The sequence below is a fragment of the Mesorhizobium sp. B2-3-11 genome (assembly GCF_006442215.1).
Classification (GTDB): domain Bacteria; phylum Pseudomonadota; class Alphaproteobacteria; order Rhizobiales; family Rhizobiaceae; genus Mesorhizobium; species Mesorhizobium salmacidum.
The window spans coordinates 334,886-359,426 of record NZ_VFVS01000002.1 but is presented as its reverse complement, the minus strand read 5'-3'; the positions used below and the strand labels follow the sequence as shown (position 1 = coordinate 359,426).

General features: G+C 63.0%; 27 protein-coding genes and 1 riboswitch. Of the genes, 14 read left to right on the top strand and 13 right to left on the bottom strand.

The genetic code is table 11. From position 1 onward, the window contains the following. Positions 1–124: 124 nt before the first annotated feature. From FJ960_RS05210 to FJ960_RS05200, 3 genes are all read left to right on the top strand, one after another. A complete protein-coding gene (locus FJ960_RS05210) occupies positions 125–913 on the top strand; it encodes a methyltransferase domain-containing protein (RefSeq protein WP_140712298.1) in 789 nt (262 codons plus the stop codon). Between the two features lie 142 nt (positions 914–1,055). Continuing rightward, entirely contained in the window at positions 1,056–2,873 is a 1,818-nt protein-coding gene (locus tag FJ960_RS05205) for an ABC transporter ATP-binding protein/permease (protein WP_140712296.1), read from the top strand. A gap of 100 nt (positions 2,874–2,973) precedes the next feature. Then, positions 2,974–3,777: a DUF1194 domain-containing protein gene (locus tag FJ960_RS05200; protein WP_181174152.1), complete on the top strand. Its 804-nt coding sequence runs from the start codon at positions 2,974–2,976 to the stop codon at positions 3,775–3,777. A 13-nt stretch (positions 3,778–3,790) separates the two neighbouring features. Here FJ960_RS05200 and FJ960_RS05195 read toward each other — a convergent pair whose 3' ends face one another. From FJ960_RS05195 to FJ960_RS05175, 5 genes are all read right to left on the bottom strand, one after another. After that, positions 3,791–4,726 (bottom strand): glycosyltransferase family A protein, encoded by a 936-nt coding sequence (locus tag FJ960_RS05195; RefSeq protein ID WP_140503323.1) that lies wholly within the window; start codon positions 4,724–4,726, stop codon positions 3,791–3,793. 288 nt (positions 4,727–5,014) lie between these two features. Then, positions 5,015–6,037, bottom strand: a complete 1,023-nt coding sequence (locus FJ960_RS05190) for a glycosyltransferase (RefSeq protein ID WP_246672619.1) — start codon at positions 6,035–6,037, stop codon at positions 5,015–5,017. Between the two features lie 78 nt (positions 6,038–6,115). Beyond that, positions 6,116–6,964, bottom strand: coding sequence for a Stf0 family sulfotransferase (locus FJ960_RS05185; protein WP_140712292.1), 849 nt, complete (start codon positions 6,962–6,964; stop codon positions 6,116–6,118). Beyond that, positions 6,910–7,524 carry a methionine biosynthesis protein MetW gene (metW, locus tag FJ960_RS05180; protein WP_140503320.1) on the bottom strand — a complete coding sequence of 205 codons (615 nt, stop codon included), beginning with the start codon at positions 7,522–7,524 and terminating at the stop codon, positions 6,910–6,912. Before metW ends, FJ960_RS05185 begins: the two co-directional genes overlap by 55 nt. A gap of 121 nt (positions 7,525–7,645) precedes the next feature. Beyond that, on the bottom strand, positions 7,646–8,815 hold the full coding sequence (locus FJ960_RS05175; protein WP_140503318.1) for a homoserine O-acetyltransferase: 1,170 nt from the start codon (positions 8,813–8,815) through the stop codon (positions 7,646–7,648). Between the two features lie 119 nt (positions 8,816–8,934). Further along, positions 8,935–9,012, bottom strand: a riboswitch (SAM riboswitch). Positions 9,013–9,148: 136 nt separating this feature from the next. On the opposite strand from FJ960_RS05175, the gene hisC reads away from it, so the two are divergent. Together hisC and FJ960_RS05165 are read left to right on the top strand one after the other, a co-directional pair. After that, positions 9,149–10,258, top strand: a complete 1,110-nt coding sequence (gene hisC, locus FJ960_RS05170) for a histidinol-phosphate transaminase (protein WP_140712290.1) — start codon at positions 9,149–9,151, stop codon at positions 10,256–10,258. A gap of 5 nt (positions 10,259–10,263) precedes the next feature. Then, positions 10,264–11,199 (top strand): prephenate/arogenate dehydrogenase family protein, encoded by a 936-nt coding sequence (locus FJ960_RS05165; protein ID WP_181166620.1) that lies wholly within the window; start codon positions 10,264–10,266, stop codon positions 11,197–11,199. Here FJ960_RS05165 and FJ960_RS05160 read toward each other — a convergent pair. Further along, positions 11,196–12,125 carry a sugar kinase gene (locus tag FJ960_RS05160; protein ID WP_140712288.1) on the bottom strand — a complete coding sequence of 310 codons (930 nt, stop codon included), beginning with the start codon at positions 12,123–12,125 and terminating at the stop codon, positions 11,196–11,198. The two genes, FJ960_RS05165 and FJ960_RS05160, sit on opposite strands and share 4 nt — an antisense overlap. A gap of 7 nt (positions 12,126–12,132) precedes the next feature. Continuing rightward, positions 12,133–13,131 (bottom strand): DUF2125 domain-containing protein, encoded by a 999-nt coding sequence (locus tag FJ960_RS05155; RefSeq protein ID WP_140712286.1) that lies wholly within the window; start codon positions 13,129–13,131, stop codon positions 12,133–12,135. A gap of 153 nt (positions 13,132–13,284) precedes the next feature. On the opposite strand from FJ960_RS05155, the gene FJ960_RS05150 reads away from it, so the two are divergent. The 3 genes from FJ960_RS05150 (at position 13,285) to FJ960_RS05140 (ending at position 15,595) form a co-directional block, all read left to right on the top strand. Then, the gene (locus FJ960_RS05150; protein WP_140712284.1) at positions 13,285–13,806 is read left to right on the top strand and encodes a gamma-glutamylcyclotransferase; all 522 of its coding nucleotides are present in this window, start codon (positions 13,285–13,287) and stop codon (positions 13,804–13,806) included. Positions 13,807–13,928: 122 nt separating this feature from the next. Then, the gene (locus FJ960_RS05145; RefSeq protein ID WP_140712282.1) at positions 13,929–14,876 is read left to right on the top strand and encodes an aldo/keto reductase; all 948 of its coding nucleotides are present in this window, start codon (positions 13,929–13,931) and stop codon (positions 14,874–14,876) included. Positions 14,877–14,968: 92 nt separating this feature from the next. Next, a complete protein-coding gene (locus tag FJ960_RS05140) occupies positions 14,969–15,595 on the top strand; it encodes a LysE family translocator (protein WP_140712280.1) in 627 nt (208 codons plus the stop codon). Between the two features lie 18 nt (positions 15,596–15,613). On the opposite strand, the gene FJ960_RS05135 is transcribed toward FJ960_RS05140, so the two are convergent. Next, complete coding sequence (locus FJ960_RS05135; protein ID WP_140503306.1) at positions 15,614–16,402, bottom strand: 1-acyl-sn-glycerol-3-phosphate acyltransferase; 789 nt, start codon at positions 16,400–16,402, stop codon at positions 15,614–15,616. Positions 16,403–16,479: 77 nt separating this feature from the next. Then, a complete protein-coding gene (locus FJ960_RS05130) occupies positions 16,480–17,385 on the bottom strand; it encodes a LysR family transcriptional regulator (RefSeq protein WP_140712278.1) in 906 nt (301 codons plus the stop codon). A 101-nt stretch (positions 17,386–17,486) separates the two neighbouring features. On the opposite strand from FJ960_RS05130, the gene FJ960_RS05125 reads away from it, so the two are divergent. The 3 genes from FJ960_RS05125 (at position 17,487) to FJ960_RS05115 (ending at position 19,229) form a co-directional block, all read left to right on the top strand. Beyond that, positions 17,487–18,038 carry a peroxidase-related enzyme gene (locus FJ960_RS05125; protein WP_140712276.1) on the top strand — a complete coding sequence of 184 codons (552 nt, stop codon included), beginning with the start codon at positions 17,487–17,489 and terminating at the stop codon, positions 18,036–18,038. Positions 18,039–18,100: 62 nt separating this feature from the next. Further along, positions 18,101–18,571, top strand: coding sequence for a DUF1348 family protein (locus FJ960_RS05120; protein WP_140503302.1), 471 nt, complete (start codon positions 18,101–18,103; stop codon positions 18,569–18,571). 25 nt (positions 18,572–18,596) lie between these two features. After that, positions 18,597–19,229, top strand: coding sequence for a pyridoxamine 5'-phosphate oxidase family protein (locus tag FJ960_RS05115; protein WP_140712274.1), 633 nt, complete (start codon positions 18,597–18,599; stop codon positions 19,227–19,229). Between the two features lie 7 nt (positions 19,230–19,236). Here the strand turns inward: FJ960_RS05115 and FJ960_RS05110 are convergent, their stop codons facing one another. From FJ960_RS05110 to ftsE, 3 genes are all read right to left on the bottom strand, one after another. After that, a complete protein-coding gene (locus tag FJ960_RS05110) occupies positions 19,237–19,962 on the bottom strand; it encodes a YdcF family protein (RefSeq protein WP_140712272.1) in 726 nt (241 codons plus the stop codon). 109 nt (positions 19,963–20,071) lie between these two features. Beyond that, positions 20,072–21,058 carry an ABC transporter permease gene (locus tag FJ960_RS05105; protein WP_140712270.1) on the bottom strand — a complete coding sequence of 329 codons (987 nt, stop codon included), beginning with the start codon at positions 21,056–21,058 and terminating at the stop codon, positions 20,072–20,074. Next, positions 21,051–21,710 (bottom strand): cell division ATP-binding protein FtsE, encoded by a 660-nt coding sequence (gene ftsE / locus FJ960_RS05100; protein ID WP_010911739.1) that lies wholly within the window; start codon positions 21,708–21,710, stop codon positions 21,051–21,053. The genes FJ960_RS05105 and ftsE overlap by 8 nt, the downstream gene beginning before the upstream one ends. 188 nt (positions 21,711–21,898) lie before the next feature. On the opposite strand from ftsE, the gene FJ960_RS05095 reads away from it, so the two are divergent. The 3 genes from FJ960_RS05095 to FJ960_RS05085 all read left to right on the top strand — a co-directional run bounded on the left by FJ960_RS05095 (position 21,899) and on the right by FJ960_RS05085 (position 23,556). Continuing rightward, positions 21,899–22,543, top strand: coding sequence for a hypothetical protein (locus tag FJ960_RS05095; RefSeq protein ID WP_140712268.1), 645 nt, complete (start codon positions 21,899–21,901; stop codon positions 22,541–22,543). A gap of 23 nt (positions 22,544–22,566) precedes the next feature. After that, positions 22,567–23,109: a hypoxanthine phosphoribosyltransferase gene (gene hpt, locus FJ960_RS05090; RefSeq protein ID WP_027143486.1), complete on the top strand. Its 543-nt coding sequence runs from the start codon at positions 22,567–22,569 to the stop codon at positions 23,107–23,109. Between the two features lie 75 nt (positions 23,110–23,184). Next, on the top strand, positions 23,185–23,556 hold the full coding sequence (locus tag FJ960_RS05085) for a response regulator (RefSeq protein WP_181174151.1): 372 nt from the start codon (positions 23,185–23,187) through the stop codon (positions 23,554–23,556). Here FJ960_RS05085 and FJ960_RS05080 read toward each other — a convergent pair whose 3' ends face one another. After that, positions 23,557–24,504: a DMT family transporter gene (locus FJ960_RS05080; RefSeq protein WP_140712264.1), complete on the bottom strand. Its 948-nt coding sequence runs from the start codon at positions 24,502–24,504 to the stop codon at positions 23,557–23,559. It lies immediately after the preceding gene. Positions 24,505–24,541 lie beyond the last annotated feature (37 nt).

The window sequence follows — 24,541 nt, the reverse complement described above, 5'->3', positions numbered from 1 at the left end:
CATCCGGGATGTCAAAGCGAATGACGTCCGGGATGACATCCTGGAATGTCAAATTGACATCCGCCGTGCCGCCCGCTGTGGACCTTTTGTTGAATCCGCCCGACATCACGGCTACATCCCTGACATGCATTCCGACATCGTCGACCTTCGCTCCTTCTATTCGACAACGCTCGGCCGGTTCGCCGAGCGTTCGATCACCATGGCGCTATCGTCGATATGGGCCGCGGTGCCCAATGAGCGGCTGGTCGGTCTCGGCTATACCTTGCCCTGGCTGGAGCGCTTCGGCTCCGACGCCGAGCGGGTCTTCGCCTTCATGCCGGCGACCCAGGGCGCCGTGGTTTGGCCGGCGACGGGGCCGACGGCAACGGCACTGGTCTTCGACGAGGAGCTGCCGCTGGTCGATTCCTGCATCGACCGCATGCTGCTCGTCCATTCGCTCGAACATGTCGAGAACCCGCGCGAGACGCTGAACGAGATCTGGCGGGTGCTGTCGCCGGCGGGGCGCGTCGTCATCGTCGTGCCCAACCGGCGCGGCGTTTGGGCACGCTTCGAACATACGCCGTTCGGCAACGGGCGGCCTTTCTCACGCGGGCAGCTCACCGAGCTGCTGCGCGAGGCGAATTTCACGCCCGCCGCCTGGTCCGATGCGCTGTTTTTCCCGCCATCGCGACGGCGCTTCATGATGCGCTTCCACAATGTGCTGGAGCGCGCCGGCCGGCGGCTGTGGCCGATCTTCTCCGGCGTCATTGTCGTGGAAGCGCAGAAGCGACTTTATCAAGGCGTGCCGGTGGCCCAGCGCGCGTCTCGTCGCGTCTTCGTGCCGGTGCTGTCGCCACATGGCGCGACACGGCTCGGCCGGAGGGCCGAGGGTAGCGGTACGGCATCGTCGGCTCGGCAAGCGACACCGTCGTGATCGCGATGGAAACTTGCATCGCGCGGCATCTTTCCGACCTATCTGTCGTGCTGGGCTCGCAAAGTGGTTGAGGGGCTGCCGCCGTCGGCGCTCTTCATCTCATCCGGTTTCAGCTTCGCTACTTAACGCAAGGACTTTGGCTATGGCTGATCAACTGGACAATCAGGCCACCATTCAGCCGGTCGCCGTGGTCAGCAGCCTGCGCGATCAGGTGGCGGCGATCAAGCGGGCGCTGATAGAATCGCCGGTTCGCAAATGGTTGCTGTGGACGTCGGCCGGCATCATGGCCGTCATCGTCGCGACGTCGATTGGCCAGGTTCTGCTCAATCGCTGGAACCAACCCTTTTACGACGCGCTCGCGCGCCGCGACATGGCCGCCTTCCTGCATCAGCTTCTCGTCTTTGCCATGATCGCTAGTGGGCTGCTGGTGCTCAACATCGGCCAGACCTGGCTCAACCAGATGATCCGGCTGAAGTTGCGCGAGGCGCTGACGCTGGATTTGATCGACCAGTGGATGCGGCCGGCGCGTGCTTTCCGGCTGGCCAATGCCGGCGCCATCGGCGTCAATCCCGATCAGCGCATGCAGCAGGATGCCGCGCATCTGTCGGACCTGTCGACCGATCTTGGTGTCGGCCTGCTGCAGTCCTTCATCCTGCTGGTGTCTTTCGTCGGCGTGTTGTGGGAGCTGTCTTCGGGTTTCGTGTTCCACATTGGCGGCTGGTCGCTGGCGATACCGGGCTACATGGTCTGGGCGGCGTTCCTCTATGCCGGCACCGCCTCCTGGCTGAGTTGGCTGGTCGGGCGGCCGCTCATCCGCCTCAACAGCGACCGCTACACGCGCGAAGCGGAGCTGCGCTCCTCGATGGTGCGCGTCAACGAGAATGTCGATGCCATCGCGCTGTACCGTGGCGAGAATGATGCCAAGAGACGGCTCGAACTCGACCTCGGCACGGTGCTGGGTGCCATGCGCCGCATCTACACCGCCCAGATCAACCTGTCCTGGGTAACCGACACCTATGGCTGGATCACCGTCGTGGCGCCGATCCTGGTCGCCTCGCCGGTCTATTTCTCGGGCGATATCAGCTTTGGCGGCCTGATGATGGCGGTCGGCGCCTTCAACCAGGTGCATTCGTCGTTGCGCTGGTTCATCAACAACATCGGCAGTATCGCCGACTGGCGTGCCACGCTGATGCGTGTCGCCGACTTCCGCATCGCGCTCGATGAAACCGATGTGCTGCACGACAAGGAGAAGCGTATCTCCTTCGATCAGAACGCCAATGGCAGCCTGACGTTGGAGAAACTCCAGGTGGCCTCGCCGGAGGGCTGTACGAAGCTCTCCGACCAGCATGTCGAAATCCATGCCGGCGAGCGTGTGATGATCACCGGCGAGCCCGGCGCCGGCAAGACGCTGTTCTTCCGCGCCATTGCCGGCCTGTGGCCGTGGGGGAGCGGAAAGATCGGCATGCCGGCGGGAGAAGCCCCCATCTTCGTGCCTCGTGTCCCGTATTTCCCGGCTGGCACGCTGCGCGAGGTTCTTGACCATCCCTATGGTGTTGCTCCTGCAAGCGATGCAGAGATCTCGGCGGTGCTTGGCGAAGTCGGCCTCGGGCGGCTGTCATCCTCGCTCGACCGGTCGGCCCGCTGGGAGCGGGAGTTGGGCGATGACGAACAGCGATCGCTCGCCTTCGCCAGGCTCGCCTTGCGGAAGCCGAAATGGGTGGTTATCGATGAAGCGATGGATGCATTCGACGGCCCGTCGCTAAGGCGCGTGCTGTCGCTGCTGGATAAGCATCTGAAGGACGCCGCGATCATCAATATCGGACGCGGCCTGCACAACAATCAGTTCTTCCCGCGGTCCCTGACGATCGTGAAGGATACCGGCGCGCCCGCCCTGAAACCCGCCCCCGTCCGGGCAGGTGCGATGGAACCGCCGCCAGTCGCCGTACGGCGCAAGGCATAGAACAGCCGGCATTCGGACCGGCCGGGCGCGCGCCTGCCACAAGCTTTATTTCGCCGTGATCGCGAGCGATGTTGCGATCGAAACATCGCTTGTGCTGGCCATGCTTGATACGATGAGCCTGCTTGCCTGCCTGGCTTGCGCCGAGGCCGCTCCGGTTCCTTCGGCGCCGGATACGCTGACCGTCGACGTCGAACTGGTGCTGGCGGTCGATATCTCCCTGTCGATGGACGAGACCGAGTTCGCCCTTCAACGCGCCGGCTACGTCGAGGCGCTGCGGCATGCCGATTTCATCGAGGCGGTCCGTTCCGGCCATACGGGCCGCATTGCGCTCGCCTATTTCGAGTGGGCCGGCACGGTACGCGACGACGCGGTCATCGGCTGGCAGATCATCGACGGCGCCGAGAGCGCCAACAGCTTTGCCGACAAGCTTGCGGCCCGCCCCTTCCGGAGTTTCCGCGGCACCTCGATTTCAAGCGCGCTTGCTTTCGGCACCGAGCTTTTCGACGGCACCAATTTCGCGGGCGAACGCAGCGTCATCGACATATCTGGCGACGGCCCCAACAATATCGGGCCGCCGGTCACCGTGACGCGTGATGCGGCCATTGCCAAGGGCATAGTCGTCAACGGCCTACCGATCCTGATCAAGCCATCGCCGACCTTCAGCCATCTCGATCAGTATTATGCGCAGTGCGTGACCGGCGGACCTGGTTCCTTCGTGCTGCCGATCTATGCGGCCGCCGAATTCTCGACGGCGATCCGGCGCAAGCTGATTCTGGAAGTCAGCGGCATTCAGGACAAGCCCAAAATCACGCCTGTCGAGATGGACGCCCCGATCGACTGCCTTCTGGGGGAACGGGACAGGCGGTTCCTGTCGGATCCCTATTTCCCGGAACTGGACCGATAGGCCTGGCCGTGGGTCAGGCAGGCCGGGCGCCAAACTCGTTGCGGAACGTGTTGAAGAGATCGCGGCGCCAGCGCCGGCCCTGGACATAACCGTTGACCAGTTCCGGCAAGGAGTAGCCAAGCGCCTTCGACGACCGATTGGCCATATAGCCCTCGAACGCTTCCGGTATCCGGCCCCTGAGAATATCGGCGATGATCTGCCGTGAGATCATGTAGGGCGGAATGTGCGGGTAGGAGCGGGCGATATGCGGGTGCTTGCCCATCAGATTGGCATAGGCTTCGACATAGCCCGTCCTGCGGCCCGAAATCGAATTCTCCGAATTGTATTTCGTCCAGTCGATATCTCCCGACAATTGCGCGCCGAACCGCTGCGCGAGGCGCAGCAGCAACTCCCGGTCCTGCATCCGGGTGATGTCGCTGTCATAGCCGCCAACCGCCAGCAGGGCCTCGCGGCGGGCCGATATCGCTGAGCCGGCGATGAAGATCGTCTGCGCCACAAGCGTGCGCTCCAGTACCATGGAACTCACGAATGCCTCGGGATTGATGCAGTTGGTGGCGCGGCCGCTCTTCAGCGAGACGTATGAGCTCAGCAATACTTCGAGCGACGGATCGTCATCGAACCGGGCCAGCGTGCGCTCAAGCCGGTGCGGCAGGTAGACGTCGTCGGAATCGAGAAATGTCACCACGGGGGTCCGCGCACGTTCGATGCCGGCGTTCCTGGCGGCGTTGGCGCCGCGCCATTTCGCGCCGACATAGATCAGCCGCGGATCGCTGACGCGGGCGAGCGCCGCCTCGGTTCCGTCGGTCGAGCCATCGTCGACGACGATATGCTCGAACCGCGGCATGCTCTGGGAAAGCACGCTTTCGACGGCGCGGAGCACCGTTTCGCGCCGGTTGTGGGTCGGTGTGATGACCGTGATGAGGGGCGCCTGCTCCGTCTTCCCGGTCATATCGCGTCAGCCGTCTTGAGCGCAAAAACACACTTCGCGCCAGGTCCTTTGATCTTCAGGATGGTTGAACGGATCGGACTTCCCCTGGATGGCCCTCATCGGATTCGGCGCGACGCTACAAAGAACAACCTGTTATGTCATCCTATTCTGCTGTCGTTCGACCGACAAGGCGTGATGAATTCCGGCTCCTGAAGCTTTAACTGCAACACCATCTCTGCCTTCGAGGCTTGCGAAGTGGCGTTGACGATCAACTTTCGCAAGGGCGATCGAATCCACCGCTAAAATCTTCTAGCTGTGCCCGACATAGTCGGGCACGATCTCGATGTCGTCGCTGACCAGGCCTGTAGCGAGACTGAACTGGCCCCAAAACGCCAAACTGTAGAATGCAAGGCCGACAAGAAGGGAAAACGGAATCTGCCAAAGCGGCATCCCGGTGCCCCCTGCATGGCCGATAATCCGTCTTGTGGTGCGCCATGACATGGTGAACCAACGGCTGAAGGACTTGACGACCCGTTGCGTGCGGCCAGGCGATTTGAGCTCCACGAACTTTCGGTCGGCGTCTCTGCCCGTGACCAGGGCGCGCCAGAAAAAAAATCGCCAGCCCCGCGGTGAGTAATGGTAGACGCGTGCGTTGACATTACGAATTGTGCGGCCTTCGCGTTGCAGTTCGCGCATCAGCAATGTGCACGAGACCTTGAAGCCATTGTGTCTTGGAAAAGGATGATCGACGATCCAGTCGCGCCGAAACCCTACATTGTTGGCGTTCATCGCTCGTTTCGAGGCAAACCGCTTGTCCCCGTGAGCCATTGGGAAAAACCAGATCAGTGCAAACGTCCTCGAAAAGAAATCATCGTATGAAAGATAAGTATATCCATTCACACACATGACTTCTGGATCGTTAAAGGGCTCAAGCAAACCTGATAGCCAGCCTGGTTCGGCCACTACATCGGAATCGGTGAAAATGATGATATCCCCGTCCGTTGCCAATATGCCGTTGTTTTTTAGATCGTAGTATCGGCCCCCGGGAAAAGCGGTAAAGATCAGATCGGCAACTTGTTCCAGCTGTGGCGCTACCGCCCTGACGTCGATACGAAGCGATCCAGCGTCGGCGTCCGTGCCGCCGTGAGAGATAACAACCTTAGGTCTGTGCAAGTCGGCTGAAGGAACCGTGGTGATTTCACGTGCCAAGGCCTTCAGGCCAATGCCGACTTCGTCCCAATCGATGGACTTGGCGTTCTCCATCTCCACCACGAGGGAATATGTTGGGTGTGGTTCAACCATTTCCGCATGGACCATATCGCTGCGTCGCACTGGCGATAGTCCCTGCAAGTCGGCCTAAAGGCAACCCTTTCAAGATCACGCGGGGGTGTTTCCCAACAATACTGACGATCAGCCACCGCCACCAAATCGGGACCAAAGGGAACCGCGAGTGCGGTCAACCGGGAATCTTGAAGTGTCTGAATATTGCGCCAAGAAACGCTGCCGCCATTCTACATTGACGGTGTCTCGTTGAATTGCGAGGCCGGACGCAAAGCCAAATCCGACGTCACGGGCAAGCTTGGCGTCAACGAGACCAGCGATTTTCTTAAGACTGGTCTGCGGGTCCTGCAAAAGATCCTCATATGTCAACGACAGGAAAGGCACCCCGTTTTTTGCAAACCAGAGGTCCCAAACCAGATTTTCCAGCACAAGTTTATCAAGCGACTGTGCTATCGCCGCGCCGTCGTAACGTGGCGCATTGTTGGCGGTCTCGGTAGAACGGAATCGGCCGGTCTGACGGGCGCGCGCCCAGGAGATTGCCTGGCCAAGGAGATCGCGGCGCGTCAAACGGACATAGCGCAATTCTGGGAGGGTGGCTGGCAGGTCGATGGTTCTAGCCACTTGGGAAAATTGGCTGGCAAACAGTTTGACTGCGTAAATTCCGGAAGAGGATCGCCCATCCCTCAATGCCCGCAAGACTTGAGCGCGGGGATCGCGAGGATAGTTCGGCAATTCAAGAAGACGGCGGCCGCCGAACCACTCCAAAGGGTTGCCAAGCCCGGCGGCTGCCATCAATCCAGCGAGATGGTTGCTGCCGCTGCGCGGTGACGTGCAGACCAGAATTCCAGCTTTTATGCCAGACAGGATGTCAGGTGGTATTTCAACCGGAAGAGGCCGTCTGCGAAAGAGATGCATGGCAACCACTACCGCTTCAGCAGGAACACAGCCTGTTGGCCAAAGAAATTCCAGAACCACCATGGCATCGACAGGCCGATCTTCTGGCCGTTTGCGTCGAGCGCGGTCGCCTTTTCCACCGTCGCACCAAGCTCTTCGCACAGATTGACGAAGTCGCGGATGGTGCAGAAGTGGATGTTGGGCGTGTCGTACCAGGAATAGGGCAGATCCTTGGTCACCGGCATTCGGCCCTTGACGAACAGCGACAGGCGCACCCGCCAATGGCCGAAATTGGGGAAGGAGACGATCGCTCGATTGCCGATCCTGAGCAGTTCGTCGAGCACCAGTTTTGGATTGCGGGTGGCCTGCAGGGTCTGCGACAGGACGACGAAGTCAAAACCCTTGTCGGGATAGAATTCGAGATCCTTGTCAGCATCGCCCTGGATGACCGAGAGGCCGCGCGCCACGCATTCGTTGACGCCGCGCTGCGACAACTCGAGCCCGCGGCCGTCGACCTGCTTGCTTTCCTGCAGCAATTCGAGCAGCGAGCCATCGCCGGAGCCGACGTCGAGCACGCGCGATTGCGGCGGGATGAGGTTGGCGACGACCTCGAGGTCGACACGCTGGCTGCCGTTGACGCTCATGGTTTCGCCTCCTGAGCGGCGCGCGACCATGGTCCGGAAAGTCCGCAACTCTTCGGGGTCATGGCTTCACCTTTCTGTTTGGCGCATGACCTTGATCCGAAAAGTCTGCAACTCTTCGGGGTCATGCGCCGAGCCCCCTGGCGCGCGCGGCCGAGCCGATGAAGCCGTTGATGGCGGCAAACAGTTCCGGTTCGTCGAGCAGGAAGGCGTCGTGGCCGCGATCGGTCTCGATCTCGACGAAGGATACCGAGGCGCCGGCGGCGTTGAGTGCATGAACGATGGAGCGGCTCTCTTCGGTCGGAAACAGCCAATCCGACGTGAAGGACACCAGGCAGAAGCGGGTTTTGGTGCCGGCAAAGGCGTCCGCCAGCCGGCCGCCATGGTCGGCGGCGAGGTCGAAATAATCCATCGACCGTGTCATGTAGAGGTAGGAGTTGGCGTCGAAACGGTCGACGAAGGTCATGCCCTGGTGGCGCAGGTAGCTCTCGATCTGGAAATCGGCATCGAAGCCGAAGGTCAGCGCTTCGCGGTCCTGCAGGTTACGGCCGAATTTGCGGTGCAGGGCGGCTTCCGACAGATAGGTTATGTGGGCGGCCATGCGCGCCACCGCCAGCCCCTTTTCCGGGCGCTTGCCGTGCTCGAAATATTTGCCTCCATGCCAGTCCGGATCGGCCATCACGGCCTGCCGCCCGACCTCGTGGAAAGCGATGTTCTGTGACGAATGGCGCGCGCCGGTGGCGATCGGCAGTGCCGAAAAAACCCGTTCGGGATAGCTCGACGCCCATTGCAGCACCTGCATGCCGCCCATCGAACCGCCCAGCACGCAGAACAGCTTCTCGATGCCGAAATGGTCGACCAGCATCTGCTGCGCACGCACCATGTCACGGATGGTGATGACCGGAAGGTCGAGCCCATATGGCTTTCCCGTGGCGGGGTTGGTCGAGGCCGGCCCGGTGGAACCAAGACAGCCGCCGATGACGTTGGAGCAGATGACGAAGAAGCGGCTGGTGTCGATGATCTTGCCGGGGCCTATCAGCACTTCCCACCAGCCTGGCTTGCCGGTCACCGGATTGGTGCTGGCGACATGCTGGTCGCCGGTCAGCGCATGGCAGACGAGGATGGCATTGGAACGGGCGTCGTTCAGCGTGCCATAGGTCTGGTAGGCGATCTGGAATGGCGACAGCAGCGTGCCGGCGTCGAGCTTGAGCGGCTTGTCGGGCCCGAAACGCAACACCGGGCTCGACGGTTGGTCGGCCTCGTTGTTGGTCTTTCCTGCACGCAGAACAGCCATCACGTCTCTCTTGCTGCACCGTGCTTTTGCGGAAATCGCTGCCGATCTCCGCGCCGCGGATGCGTTCGTCCGGCCGGTCGCGGACAATAAAAAACCGGCATTGCCTTCGCAAAGCCGGTTACGTCACGCAAACGGCCCTTTAGCGAATTGTTTAACGTGGCTGCAAGCCGACCGGCCAAATCACCACGGAACTGTCCCTGTCCTTCTAGAACCCGCCCGCCTCGCCGTCAATGCCGGCGGCCGGCACCACTGCCGCCCCTCGACATTGCCTGCCATGGCTTGTATTTCCGCAGCGGCTTCCGGATGGAGGCGTTTTCGACGGATTTTGCAAAAATGAACCAGACATCTGATCAGGCACGTCCGACCCCGCGCGCGGGCATCATGGACATAGACGCCTACGTGCCCGGCAAGAGCACGGCGCCGGCCGGTGTCGCCAAGGTCTACAAGCTGTCGTCGAACGAGAATCCGCTTGGGCCCTCGCCGAAGGCGATCGAGGCCGCGCGTGAGGTCGCCGGCAAACTCGACATCTATCCCGATGGCACCGCCAGGCGGTTGCGCGAGGCGATCGCCGAGGTGCATGGCCTCAACGCGCAGAACATCATCTGCTCGAATGGTTCCGACGAGATCCTCGGCCTGCTGGCGCAGACCTATCTCGCGCCCGGCGACGAAGCCATGTTCACCGAACACGCCTTCATGGTCTACAAGATCTATATCCAGTCGGCGGGCGCCACCCCGGTGGTGGTCAAGGAGACCGACGAGCGCGCCGACATCGATGGGATGCTGGCGGCTGTCACACCGCGCACGAAAATCGTGTTTCTCGCCAATCCCAACAACCCGACCGGCACCTACGTGCCGTTCCAGGAGGTGCGCCGGCTGCATGCCGGACTGCCGAAAAACGTGCTTCTGGTGCTCGACGCGGCCTATGCCGAATATGTCCGCCGCAACGACTATGAAGCCGGCATAGAACTTGTCGGCAGCGCTGAGAACGTGGTGATGACGCGCACCTTCTCCAAGATCGGCCTCGGCGGCGCGCGCATCGGCTGGATGTATGGTCCAATGCACATTGTCGACGCCATCAACCGCGTGCGCGGGCCCTTCAACGTCAATGCGACGGCGATCGAAGCCGGCATCGCCGCGATCCGCGACCGCGCCCATGTCGAGCGCAGCGTGGCGCATAACGAGACCTGGCTCGCCTGGCTGAGCGAAGAGATGACCGGGCTCGGACTGCGGGTGACGCCGAGCGTCGGCAATTTCCTGCTCATTCATTTTCCCGACGACCAGAAGCATTCGGCGGCGGCTGCTGATGAGTATCTGAGCGCGCGCGGCTATATATTGCGGCGCGTTTCAGGCTACGGCTTTCCCAACGCACTGCGCATGACGGTCGGCACTGAAGAGGCCAATCGCGGCGTTGTCGCCGCGCTCACGACATTCCTGAAAAGCTAGAAACCATGGCATCTCCGATGTTTGAAAAAATCGCACTGGTCGGCATTGGCCTGATCGGTTCGTCGCTCGCCCGCGTCATTCGCCGCGAGGGTTTGGCTCGCCAAGTCGCCATCTCGACCCGCAGCGCGGCAACGCTCAAGCGAGCCGAAGAACTGGGCCTCGGCGATTCCTACACCACGGCTGCCAGGGAAGCGGTCCACGATGCCGATCTGATCATCGTCTCGGTGCCGGTCGGTTCGTCCGGCGCGGTGGCGCAGGAAATCGCGCCGGCGCTGAAAAAGGGGGCGGTCCTCACCGATGTCGGCTCGACCAAGGCGTCGGTCATCGCGCAGATGCAACCGCATGTGCCTGATGGCGTCCATTTCATTCCCGGCCACCCGCTAGCGGGCACCGAAAAATCCGGCCCGGATGCCGGGTTCGCCGACCTGTTCGACAATCGCTGGTGCATCTTCACGCCGGTACCGGGCACCGATCCGGAAGCGTTGGAAAGGCTCTCGGAATTCTGGCGCCGCTGCGGCGCCAACATCGACACGATGGACCCGCAGCATCACGACATGACGCTGGCCATCGTCTCGCATCTGCCGCACATCATCGCCTACAACATCGTCGGCACCGCCGACGATCTGGAATCGGTGACCAAGACGGAAGTGATCAAATATTCCGCCTCCGGTTTTCGCGATTTCACGCGTCTGGCCGCCTCCGATCCGACCATGTGGCGGGACGTGTGCCTGCACAACAAGGATGCCATCCTGGAAATGCTGGCGCGGTTCTCTGAGGATTTGGCCTTCCTGCAGCGCGCGATCCGCTGGGGGGACGGCGACAAGCTGTTCGACTTGTTCACCCGTACCCGCGCCGTGCGCCGCTCGATCATCGAAGCCGGCCAGGATATCGACGCGCCCGATTTCGGCCGCCAGGCGGTCGAGCACCCGGCAAAGAGCTAAGCTGTTTCAGGCCAGGTCGCTTCCATCATGGCGAGCGTCTCCGCCCGATCCGGCGCGCCCAGCCTGCCGCCGAAGCGCAGACATTTGAGCGCGGCGGCCGCGCTTGCGAGACGCAAGGCCTGTTCGACCGGCATGGCTTCCGCCAGTCCGACGGCAAAGGCGCCATGAAAGACATCGCCGGCGGCCAGCGTGTCGACCGCCTGGATCCTCGGTGCCTCGACATGGCGGGCTGATCCAGCGCTTCGATCAAGCCACCAGGTTCCCGCCGCACCGCCGGTGACCGCGACGAAGGCATCGGTGCGGGAGGCAAGGTCGGTGCAGGCGGTCTCCAGATCCAGCGCGTGGCCACATATGATGCGGACTGCCGGTTCGGAGGCGACGATGTGCGAGGCCAGCGGCAATAATTGTTCCAGCACCGCAAGCGGCGCGGTATCGGCATCGAGGATTGCCGGCCGGCCAGCGGCGCGCGCCGCCTTCAGGGCCAGGGCAGCGGCACCCGGCCAGCGCACGTCGGCCAGAACGGCATCGAATGCCGTGACGTCGGTGAACGGCAAGGCGTCGGGATCAGCCTGAGCGCGTATGTCGTAGAAAGGCACGATGATCCGCTCGCCATGCGCATCGACCAGGATCGAGGCCAGCGCCGAGCGCGCACCACTGACGCGGCGCACATGGCTGCAATCAACGCCCTCGGCCTCTATTCCCGCAATCAGCTGATCGCCGACCGGATCGTCGCCGGCGCTCGCCCATAGCGATACCTCAGCGCCGAGACGATGCGCGGCGCAGGCCGCGCTCGTGGCCATGCCCGAGGCGATCTGGATGCCGTCGGAGGCGATGAACTTTCCCTGATGATGGGGCAATGCATCGACACGCAGGATCGTATCCAGCGTCAGCGCCCCGACACTCAGGAGCTTCACGGGTCTTGCCATGGCGGGACTATTGCACCGGCTTGATCTTGCCCAGCGGGATGAAGCCGAGCGACGCCTTGCCCTTGACCACTTTCAGCGGCATCGACGGTTCGCTACCAAGCAGCGCCAGGGCGCCAAAACCCTGCTCGATCGCATTCTTCTGCTCGGGTATAGCCCCGGCAAGAATGGATGCCACGGCCTTGGGATCCTTGATCCTGATCATCAGATCGGCGTCGACCAGGCCCTCGGCATCGACCGAAAGCGGCCCGGAAACGGTGACACGCGCCGTTCCCGACGACAGATCGAGGGTGCGGATTTCGATGCTCTGGCCGCGCAGGCTTTTCACCTGCGTGCCGATCACCGCGACGCCGTTCTTCAGTGTCACGTCGCCGCTGGCATCGAGCGCCGGCAGCACGCGCCCGCCGATCGCGTCGGGATCGATCTCAAGATCGCCAAAGCTGCCGACATAGTCGAGATTCCCGCCATTCGGCTGCAACTGGCCTGATGCCTTGCCGGCACTGAATAGTTCGACCGGATCTGTGTCGTCCGCCGGGTCGGTTTGGCCCGACAGGCCCTCGGCCTGCAGCGATATACGCCGCGGCAGCGGGTACCACAGTTTGACTTTGGCCTGCAGATTGTCCCAGTCGATCCAGAGCGGCATCATGCCCGGGACGGAGGTCCGGAGCGGACCGCGCAGACTGGCAACCGGCGACAAGGGTTGGACGATCTGGGCGGTGGCATTGAAACTACCGGCCGAGGCGGCGATGTTCTTGGCATCGTCCTCGTAAGCGAGGTTGTCGCAAGAGACGGCAAAGCTCAGGGGATAGCCACCGACCTGGAGATTGGCGCAGCCGGCCTGGATGCCGCTTTTGTTGAGCGTGGCAACAGCCTTGTCGGCCTCGGACCTCACCCTGTCGGCCATATAGAACCAGCCGGCGCTGTAAATGGCGAACAGCACCAGGATGAACGCGGCAAGCCACCACAGGCGGCGACGGCTACGCGGTTGGCGTTCGTCACTTGACGTCATGCTTTGGCTCTCGTTAACGCATGGATGGTGTGGACGGATTCCCGATTCCGACAACACCAGGGAACAGAGACGAATAGGTAGACGGACACGGGCGGAAAAAACACCGGTTTCCGGTGCGGTGTTGCCATTCTTTTTGCAATCAGGCGCGTTGATATGGGCGATTTTTGGGTGTTCGGCTACGGTTCGCTGATCTGGCGGCCGGGTTTCGCGCATGTCGAGACACGACGCGCCCACCTGCATGGCTATCGCCGCTCGCTCTGCGTCTATTCCTTCGTGCACCGCGGCACGCGTCAGCGGCCCGGACTGGTGCTTGGCCTCGACCATGGTGGTTCCTGCGTCGGCCGTGCTTTCCGCGTGCCTGGCGAATTGCGCGACGAGGTCATTGCGTATCTACGCGAGCGCGAGCTCGTCACAAGCGTCTATCTCGAACGCACGCTCAAGGTGCGCCTCGACGGCGGCGCCGCGGTTGAAGCCGTGGCCTACATCGTCGACCGCAGGCATGAGCAATATGCCGGGGCGCTGGATGCGGCGGATGCGGCGGCCCTGGTGCGCGGCGCAGTCGGCCGATCCGGCAACAATGAGGATTATGTGCTGAGCACGCTGAAGCATCTAGAAGCGCTCGATATCCGCGACCACTGGCTGGAGGATGTGGCGCGCCGGATAGCGACTTCGTGAAGCGCTGGCTCTGCGGAAAAAGGCGGCCAGGCCTTTGACCTCGATGCGGCAGGACCTAGGTTAGGCTCCGAACCCAGCCAGCGGGCGGCATCGCCCGGTCCCAATCATCACGGAGATCCGTCTTGCAGAAACGCCGTCTCGGTCGCACCGACCTTTCCATCGCGCCGCTGGTTCTGGGCGGCAATGTCTTCGGCTGGACCGCTGACGAGAAAACCTCCTTCGACCTGCTCGACCGCTTCATCGGCGCGGGCCTCAATGCCATCGATACGGCCGACGCGTATTCGCGTTGGGTTCCCGGCAACAAGGGCGGCGAATCGGAAACCATCATCGGCAAATGGATGAAGGATCGTGGCAATCGCGACAAGGTCGTGGTGGTCACCAAGGTCGGCTCGGACATGGGGCAGGGCCACAAGGACCTGTCGGCCGCCTATATCGAAAAGGCCGTCGACGCATCGCTGAAGCGGCTGCGGACAGAATTCATCGACCTTTATCTATCGCACTGGCCGGATCCGACCACGCCCTATGAGGAAACCCTCGGCGCCTATGAGAGACTGCTCGCCAAGGGCAAGATCCGCTATGCCGGCTGTTCTAACCTCGATGCCGGTCAGTTGCGCGCGGCACTTGACGTCGCAAGCCTGCGCGGCTTGCCACGCTATGAGGTGCTGCAGCCGGAATACAATCTCTACGACCGCTCCTCCTTCGATGGCCCGCTACGCGACCTCTGCGTGGCCGAGGATATCGGCGTCATCACCTATTTCAGTCTGGCCAAGGGTTTTCTCAGCGGCAAGTACCGCACGGAAACCGATCTCGGCCAGAGCGAGCGCGGGGAGGATGTCGGCAGCTATCTGAATCCACGCGGCATGCGCATTCTGGCGGCGCTCGACGCCGTATCCGCCAGGCATTCGGCCAAGCAGGCGGAAGTGGCGCTTGCCTGGGCCATCGCGCGGCCAGGCGTCACCGCGCCGATCGCCAGCGCCACCAAGCCGAGCCAGATGGACAGCCTGATCAAGGCGGTGTCGTTGAAATTGAGCGCGGACGACATGGCCGAACTCGACAAAGCCAGCGCCTGAGGCGGCCGGCAGCGCGGGGCGCACAAACGTCCAAGACGATCCTCATGCCTTGCCATACCGTCCTTCGCACGGGGTGCAGGGCGGAGGATCAGATGGCCGGATCGCTTGTTTCGCAGCCGGAGCTTTGGCGCCAATTGCTTGCGCTGTTGCTGGCCGCCACCGTGGTCATGGGTAGCCCGGGGCCGGCGACGATAAGCGTCACCGCCGTTGGCGCCGCCTTCGGCCTGCGCGATTCGCTGCGCTACACCGGCGGCATCGTCCTGGGCACGATCGCCGTGCTGCTGGTCGTGGCGACCAGTGTCATGGCAGTGCTTGGGCCGATGCCGAAGCTCGCGCCGTTGCTGGTTGGCGCGTCCGCGGCCTACATCCTCTATCTCGCCTTCAAGATCGCCACCGCCCCGCCATTGGCTGTACGCGCCGCCGACGCGTCGCGCCCGACATGGCTGGCCGGTTTTCTCCTCGCGGTGGCCAACCCGAAAGCGTATGTGGCGATCGCCGCCGTGTTCGCGGGTGCTTCGTCGAGCGCGGGCGATGCCGAGCTCCGGCTGTGGACGAAACTGACTGTTCTCGCGGTGATGATCGTTGTCATCCACGCCGTGTGGCTTCTTGCCGGTGCGGCGTTCTCGCGCTTCCTGCGCCGGCCTGTCGCCTCGCGGATCATCAATCTGGCTTTTGCCGCGACGCTGCTGCTGACCACGGCGCTGGCGGTGCACGGTTGACGCCTGGCCGGAGAGCCTTCAGGCCTTCGTGCCCAGCTCCCGAAGCCGCTTCACCGCCGTTGGCGGCAGGGCCGGCGGATTGGGGGCGCGCGATGCCTCGACGAGAAGCTGGTCACAGGCAGCCTCGGTCTCGCCGATCAGCCGCGCCATGAACTCATCCTTGCCCAGACCAGGCGGTATGGGCGGCAGGAAGCGCGCCTTGACGGTCCCGGGATAGCGCAGGAACTTGCGGCGCGGCCAATAGAGGCCGGCGACATGGGCGACCGGCACCACCGGAACGCCCAGCTGGGTGTAGATTTCAACGATGCCGTATTTGTAGGCCGGCTCGTCGCCCGGCGCCCGGCGCGTGCCCTCGGGATAGATGATCAACTGGCGCGGGTTGCGCGCCATCTCTTCCTTGGTCGCTGCGACCACGGCCTTCAGCGCCTTGGAGCGGCTGCCGCGATCAACCGGGATCATGCGCATCTTCAAGATATACCAGCCGAAGAACGGGATCCAGGTCAGCTCGCGCTTCAGGATGTAAAGCGGGTCCTGGAGGTAAGGAAAGAAGGCGATAGCGTCCCAGAACGATTGGTGCTTGGGCGCCAGGATGAAGGAGCCCTCGGGCAGGTTTTCCTGCCCGGTGATGTCGTTTGTCGTTCCGGCGATCTTGTCATAGAGCCACATCGAGGTGCGCGACCAGAATTTCGGCACGAACCAGGCGCGGTGGCGGGGCGACAGGAAATAGTACGGGGTCCAGAGGATCATCTGAACGATCAGATTGACGTAGAAGACGAAATTGAACGCCAGCGATCTGACATAAAGCATGGGGGAGGTCCGGTGAGGAAGTGTGCGTTGGTTACACCAAGCGCGGGGAAAAAGGAAACGGTGCGATACTGCCCGTGCTACCAGGTCGCCTGCGCCAGCCGTTCCCTCAGGCGTGGGGCGGCGAAGTCGAGGAAGGCGCGCAATTTTACCGGCAGCCGACCCTGGCCCGCATGCACCAGGTTTACCGGCCAAGGCTCGGGTTCGAAATCCCTGAGCACGGGGCGCAGTGTTCCTGATCGTACGGCGGCGACGATCTGGTAGGAAAGCACCCGGGTCAACCCGACCCCGGCGATCGCCGCATCGGTCGCCGCCTCAGCGGTGTTGACCCGAAGCCTTGAGCGGACCGGTACGACAAAATCAGCCTTGTCCACGGTGAAGGTCCAGGTGGCAAGCGAGCCAAGGCCCTCGAAGGTGATGCAGCTGTGCGTATCGAGCTCTCCCGGCGTCCCAGGAATGCCGTGTCCGGCCAGATAGGCCGGGCTTGCGCAGACAACATGACCGATCAAGCCGACCCTGATGGCGACCATCCGCGAATCCGGCAGCCTGCCGATGCGGACGGCGAGGTCGATATGGTCTTCGGCCAACTGGCTTATCCTGTCGCCGAGCGTGAGGCGGATATCCACCAGCGGATAGGCGGCGAGGAACTCGGTGACAACCGGCAACACGTGAAGGCGGCCGAAGACGATCGGCGCGGTGATGATCAGTTCCCCTGTCGGGGCGCTGTATTCGCCGCCGGCGGTGCGTTCGGCGTCTCCGACCTCGTCGAGAATGCGGCGGCAGGCAGCGAGATAGGCATGGCCCGCATCGGTCAGTGTCAGCCGCCGCGTCGAGCGGTTCAACAGGCGTGTCTTCAGGAGGCGCTCCAGATCGGAGACCTTGCGGCTGACCGTTGCCAGCGGAACGTCCGAACTGCGAGCGGCGGCGGAAAGGCTGCCGCCTTCCGCTGCCGCGACAAAAAGGGACATGGCTTCGAGACGATCCATCATTTCTTCCAGAAAATGGAAGGGTTGATTGCAAATATGGCATCTACATCCGCAAGATGGAAGGCTGCATATAGGCGGGGTACCTCAACAAGGCAATCTCCATGCCCCGCATTGCCAAGCCTTCGTCCATCGCAAACGCTCCCGCCGCCGCGCTGCCCATGCTGCAGGCTGTGGAAAAACAGCTTGGTGTCGTCCCGAACCTGTTTCGGATGGTCGCCAACAGTCCGGCCGCGCTGGAAAGCTATCTCGGCATGATGGGAGCCTTGGCCAAGGGCCGGCTGCCGGCGCAGACGCGCGAGCGCATCGCACTGGCGATCGCCGAGATCAATGGCTGCAACTACTGTCTGTCCGCCCACACCTATCTCGGCAAGACACTCGCAAGGCTCGACGCCGCCGAGATGATCGCCAACCGCCATGGCTGCTCCACGGATCCCAAGGCAGCCGCGGCGGTGCGTTTTGCCGCCAGAGTAGCGCAAAGCCGCGGGGATGTCGGCCAGGAGGATCTCGCTGCTGTCAGGCTCGCGGGCTATGACGACGGGGAGATCATCGAGAGCGTCCAGCATGTCGCCCTGAACGTCTGGACCAACTATATCAACGAGGTTGCCCAGACGGAGATCGATTTTCCGGTTGTTTCCGCCCGCGATGCTGCCTGAATCCGGAAAAGGGGCGAACGGTGCCCGCCGGCCCCAACCCGTCATGCCGCAGAGGAAATCCTATGTCTGAGAGCCGCCCGCCGCTTCCGCCCTTCACCGCCGAGACGTCAGCACAGAAAGCGCGCATGGCCGAGGATGCCTGGAACTCGCGCGATCCTGCGCGGGTGGCGCTCGCCTATACGGCGGACAGCCGTTGGCGCAACCGGGCCGAGTTCCTACAAGGCCGCGATGCGATCCAGGCGTTCCTGACGCGCAAATGGGTACGCGAACTCGACTACCGGCTGATCAAGGAGGTCTGGGCCTTCCACAGCAACCGCATCGCCGTGCGCTTCGCCTATGAATGGCACGACGACAGCGGCTCATGGTTCCGCAGCTACGGCAATGAGAACTGGGAATTCGACGAGCACGGGCTGATGCGGCTGCGCATCGCCAGCATCAACGACCTGCCGATCGCCGAGGCCGAGCGCAAATATCGCTGGCCTCTCGGCCGGCGGCCGGACGACCATCCGACGTTGTCGGAGCTCGGCCTTTAGAAACGTTTCATGCAAGGAGGTTTCGATGAACGCACACGCTTTTACGAGCGATGTCGCCTTCACGCCGACGGTCAAGGCGATCCAGGCGCGTAAGGGCTCGCGTCAGTCCTACGCCCGCGTCGAGGAGCGCGGCGGCTGGCAGTCGGCGATCACACCGGACCTCGCCGCCTTCATCGAAATGCAGACCAGCGTCTTCCTGTCGACGGCCAATGGCGACGGTCAGCCCTACATCCAGCACCGCGGCGGCCCTGCCGGATTTCTCAAGGTGCTCGACGAGAAGACGATCGGCTTCGCGGATTTTTCCGGCAATAAGCAGTTCATCACGCAGGGCAATCTGGCCGACAATCCGAGGGCCTTCCTGTTCCTGATCGATTACATGATGCGCCAGCGCATCAAGATCTGGGGCACGGCACGCGTTGTCGAAAACGACGCCGGGTTGACGGCGCGGCTGATGCCGCCGGACTACAAGGCGCGTCCCGACCAGGTCATCCTGTTCACCGTCTCGGCGTGGGATGCCAATTGCCCGCAACATATACCGCAGCGCTTCGAGGCGGCTGATGTGGCGGCGGCGCTTGGCGAGCGCGACCGGCGCATCCAGGACCTTGAGCAGGAGATCGCGCGCCTCAAGGGCGTTTCAGGGGCTGCCGCCAAGCAATGACACGGGCTTAGCCGCCGGCGGCGGTCTCGGCCAGCGCGATGCCGTCGGGCGTCGGCTTCACCGGGATAATGCCGCGAGCCAGCGCCAGTAGGTATTTGGTGTATTCGGTGAACAGCACGCGCACCGCCCGCGGCTTGGTCAGCCAATTGCCATTATCGAGGTTGGAATTGACCACAGGGTAGGGTTCGAGCTTGGCGCCATGCAGCAGCCGGCCCATCTCCAGCAGGCTGCGCGGCATGTGATAATTGTTGGTGACCAGGATCACCGTGCCATAGGCGTGGTTTTCCACCCATTTGGCGCTTTCCTCGGCATTGCCGATCGTGTCGAGCGCGGCGCGGTCGATGTCGACGCAGCAGGAAAACAGCTTCTTGTCGCCGCCGGTCGCCGCCTGGAGTTGGCGACGGCTGGCGGAGGGATGCACGCCGCTGATCAAAAGCCGCTCCCCTTTGCCGGAAGCCAGCAACTCCATCGCCGCGTCGAGGCGCGACTGGCCGCCGGTCAGCACAATGATGGCGTCGGCTTTGGCCGGGTTGGCGGGCGTGGTCAAATGGCTGACCTTGCTGGCAAACCAGCCGAAGCCGCCAGCGAACACTGTTGCGAGCACAAATAGGGAGACAGCGGAAAGACGCAGGGCGGTCCTTAAATGGCTAATCCTGCGATGGCCGTGCCAACAGGCAACCACCACTGGCAACTGTCCAGCCGTCCCGGTCGAGTCCCGCACGTCCATAGCCATATGGTTAATCCCGAAATGCGGCCTTTGATAGGTAAAAGACACACTTTGCGTTACGCGAATTCTCCATCCGTGATCGCGGTCTTTCCATCCACGCCAAGACGAATTCCTTTCATGCGTCGGGTTGGCGAACGTCGATGTCGCTGAGATAGGCGACGACGGTGGCGTGCGAAGTTGCCGCCGTCAGCGCGCCAATCACCAGCACCATCAGGACGACACCTAGGTAACCCGCGGAGCCGATGGCGAAGTTGCCGAACAAAGCGGTCGCCTGATCGGCCTGCGGCGTTGCCATATTGCGCGACGACCACCAGGAAAACGCGATGAAGACGAGCACCGCCGCGGCTCCGCCGGCGGCCGCGCCCTTCATGCCGGTGACCAGAAAATGCCGGCGGAATTCGCGCGCGATGAAGCGCGCTTCGGCGCCGACGAAATGCAGCACCTCGATGATGTGGCCGTTGCCGTCCATGGCGCCACGGGTCGCGAACACCACGGTCAGCACCGTTGCCGACAGCATCAGGGCCAGAACAGCGACGCCGATGGTCACCGTGGTGCGGGCCATGGCCACCAGCCGGTCGACCCAGGTGCGGTGGTCGTCAAGCGATGCACTCGGCAGCTTCGGCGTGATCGCGGCGCGCATGGCGGCGAAGTCCGGCGGACTGTTCTCGTCGATGGTGACGATGATCAGCCGCGGCACCGGCAGTTCGTCGATGTTGAGGCCCGATCCCAGCCAGGGCTCCAAGAGCCTGGCGGTCGCTTCGCGGTCGATGATCCGGGTCGATTTCACGCCGGGGAATTCGCCGGCGATCTGTGAGGCCTGGCTAAGCGCTGCCTCCATGTCGAGGCCGTCGGCCGGCTTGATCTGGATGGTCGCCTCGCGCGAGATCTGGTTTTCCCAAACCGAGGCCGTGTCGCGCACCAGCGTCACCGCGCCGAAGGTCAGGCAGGACAGGAAGGTCATGATAGCGATGACCAGCACCAGGGCGCGGCCGGCAATGTTCTGCGCGGGCACGATCGGCGCCATCTTGCGCTGGGCGCGCGGTCTTGCCTCGACCGCCTCGGCATCCTGCTCCTCGAAATGGTCAGCCGATAGCTCAGTCATAGATATCAAGCCTTCCGCCGGCCAGGATCATGCGGCGCGCGTCGACCTGTTCCATAAGGCCAAGATCGTGGGTCGCGATCACCACGGCGGTGCCGAGGCGATTGAGTTCGATGAACAGCCGCAGCAGCCGCCGCGCCAGCGGCGGATCGACATTGCCGGTCGGCTCGTCGGCCAGCAAGATCTCCGGCTGCTCGATCAGGGCGCGCGCGATCGCGGCGCGCTGCTTCTCGCCGCCTGACAGAACCGGCGGCAGCACATGCATGCGTTCGCCGAGCCCGACCCATTTCAACAGTTCGGTGACATCGGTGCGGTAGCTCGCTTCCTCGCGCCCGCGCACGCGCAATGGCAAAGCAACATTCTCATAGGTGGTCATGTGGTCGAGCAGGCGAAAATCCTGGAACACCACGCCGATGCGCCGCCGCAGGTGCGGCAGTTCGGTGCGTGAGATGCGCGAGCGGTCCTTGCCGAAGATCGTGATCAGTCCACGTGTCGGCTTCAGCGACATGAACAAAAGGCGCAGCAACGTCGTCTTGCCGGCACCCGAAGGCCCGCTCAGGAACTGGAAGGAGCGCTCCGGTATGTGCAGGGAGATGTCGCGGAGGATTTCCGGACCCATGCCATAGCGGAGGCCGACATTTTCGAAGCGAATCAATTTCGGCGACCTGAAATTCCTGCCGGCGGCGAGCCGGCCTGTTCTGCGAAAAGACCATCGGCCGGCATGGTTAACCGGCGGTTAATTCCTGGGTTGTTTCGGCTTGTCACGACAGCTCCGGTGGGGAAGCGTTAACCATTTGTGTTTACGCAAAAGAAACGAAAAGCGAACAGGTGCAATACTGGGCCATGATGGCTGACCAGCGAACCGCGCGCCCGGTTTCCGGCGAAATCATGACCGATCCACCGGCAATTGCCGTGGCGGACCGGATCGTGCGCGGTCCGGCGGCCGATATCATCGATGCCGACTATGAAGTGATGCCGCGCCTTGCTCCTGCGGTGGAAAGCGATTCACCACCGCCGCGTGCGATCGTCCCCCCGCCCATCGAGGGCATGGACATGCTGCGCAAGCCGGAAGCGCCAGCGAAACGGCCGCCGGCATCACGTGGAGGGCCGATCTTCTGGATCGCCGGCGTCGGTGCTGCTCTTGCCGCCTTCTGGGTGTCCGGCGGCCATGCGCTGGTGCGCCAGGCGCCGTTCCTCGCCGGCGCGCAAGCGTCGGCGCTGACCATTTCAGGCGTCTCGTCACGTGTCGACGCCTCCGGCACGAACCCGGTGCTGTTCGTCGATGGGGAGGCCGCGAACGACGGGACGGGCCCCGCGACCCTGCCGCCGCTCGAGATCCGGGTGACGGGCAAAGACGGGCGCACAACCCGCTATACGTTGGGGACATCCGGCCGCTTGCTGGCATCCGGCGAAAGATTCGGCTTTGCCAGCCGGCTCGACGTGCCTAAGAACGGCGTAAGAACCGTTTTGGTTACTTTCGCCGAGTAGGCGATCACCGGGGAAGACCATCTATGCCCATCGTACGCGGCAAGGACATCGAAGTCCTGTTTTCGGCATCGGCGATCGCGCGGCGCAATCTCGAACTCGCCAAGGAGATCGCCGGGCACGACTATCACGATCTGCTGGTGATTTCGGTGCTGAAGGGCTCGTTCATCTTCGCCGCCGACCTGATCCGGGCCATGCACGATGTCGGCCTGTCGCCGGAAGTCGAGTTTATCTTCATCTCCAGCTATGGCGCCGGCACCACCAGCGGCGAGGTGAGGGTGCTGCGCGACATCGACAACGAGGTTGCCGGCCGCGACGTGCTGTTGATCGACGACATTCTGGAATCGGGCAAGACGCTGAGCTTCACCCGCGACCTGATGCTGTCGCGTGGCGCGAAGAGCTGTTCCATCGCCGTGCTGCTCGACAAGCGCATGCGCCGCCAGACCGCGCTCAATGCCGACTATGTCGGCTTCGATTGCCCCGATTATTTCGTCGTCGGCTACGGCATGGATGTCTCGCATGCTTTCCGCGAACTGCCGTTCGTAGGCGTCGTCAAGGGCGACGTTTGAGCGGCTTCCAAAAAGACTTGCAGACCGGTTCCGCTTTCAGGAAAAGTCAACTTTTGCCCGGCAAATATGCCGGCCATGGCAAAGCTTCTGATCGTCGAGGACGATGAGTCCGTCCGCACCCTCGCAGCCCGCGCGCTCGAACGCGCCGGCCATGCAATCGATATCGCCGCCGACGGCGCGCAAGGTCTGGCGTTGATCAAGGCCGCGCATGGCGGTTATGATCTCGTCGTCTCCGACATCCGTATGCCGGAGATGGATGGCATCGAGATGGCGGTTGCGGCCGCAGCGCTTTTCCCGGCGATGAAGATCATGCTGATGACCGGCTATGCCGACCAGCGCGAGCGCGCCGAGGAATTGAACGGCATTATCCTCGATGTCGTGCAAAAGCCCTTCACGCTGGCCGAGATCCGTTCGCGTGTCGAACGGGCGCTGATCTGCTTCGCCTGATCAGGCCGGATCCCTGGCGACAAGCGCCGGCGCTGGGCTGGTCCGCCGGTCGGTGTTGAGCGCCAGCAGGCCGGCGCCGATGATGAGCGCCGCGCCGATCATGGTCGTCGAGCGTGGTACCTCGGCGAAGAACAGGAAACCCCACAGCGGCGACCACAGGATGCCGGTATATTCGAAAGTGGCGACGCGGTTGGCCGGCGCCAGCCGGTACCCCTGCGAGAGCAGGATCATGCCGGCCGAGGCGACGAAACCGCACGCCGCCATCTTGAGGAAATCCGGCAGTGTCGGCCAGATCCACGGCCGCACCAGGAATTCGAGGCTCGGGTGGACGGCGTGGTTTATGCCGGCGAGGTGGAACGTGCCGGCGACCACGGCCGCGCCGGTCAGATAGGCGCCGTTCTGGTAGAAGGCCATCACGGTGGAGGATTCGGTGTCGCCGATCTTGCGGGCCATCAATTGCGAAAATCCGTAGAGCACGGCCGAGCCCAGCGACAGCAAGGCCGCCCAGTCGAACAGTCCGGCGCCGGGGCGCAGCATCACCAGGACGCCAAGCATGCCGATCAGCACGGTTGCCAGCGTCTGCCAGGAAACGCGCTCGCCAAGATAGGGGCCGGCCATCGCCATGATGCAGAGCGGCGCCATGAAATAGAGCGCCACGGCGTCGGCCAGCGGTAGGGCGGCGATGGCCAGGTAATAGACGGTGTAGGACGTGAACTGGATGAAGGCGCGCATGGTCAGCATGCCGAAGCGCCGCGACAGGATAGCACGGAGCCCGACATCGGCATGGACGAGAAGGATCAGGATCGGCAGGGCGATGATCGAGCGGATCGCCATCACCTCGCTCACCGGGTAGCCGCTCGACACGGCTTTGACGAGCGGGTCCTGCAGCGAGAAGACCAGCACGCCCAGGCACAGGCTCAGGATGCCGCGCACCATCCTATTCTGCATCCGCGTTCAGGCTCCCGCGCATCCGATCCGGCGACCC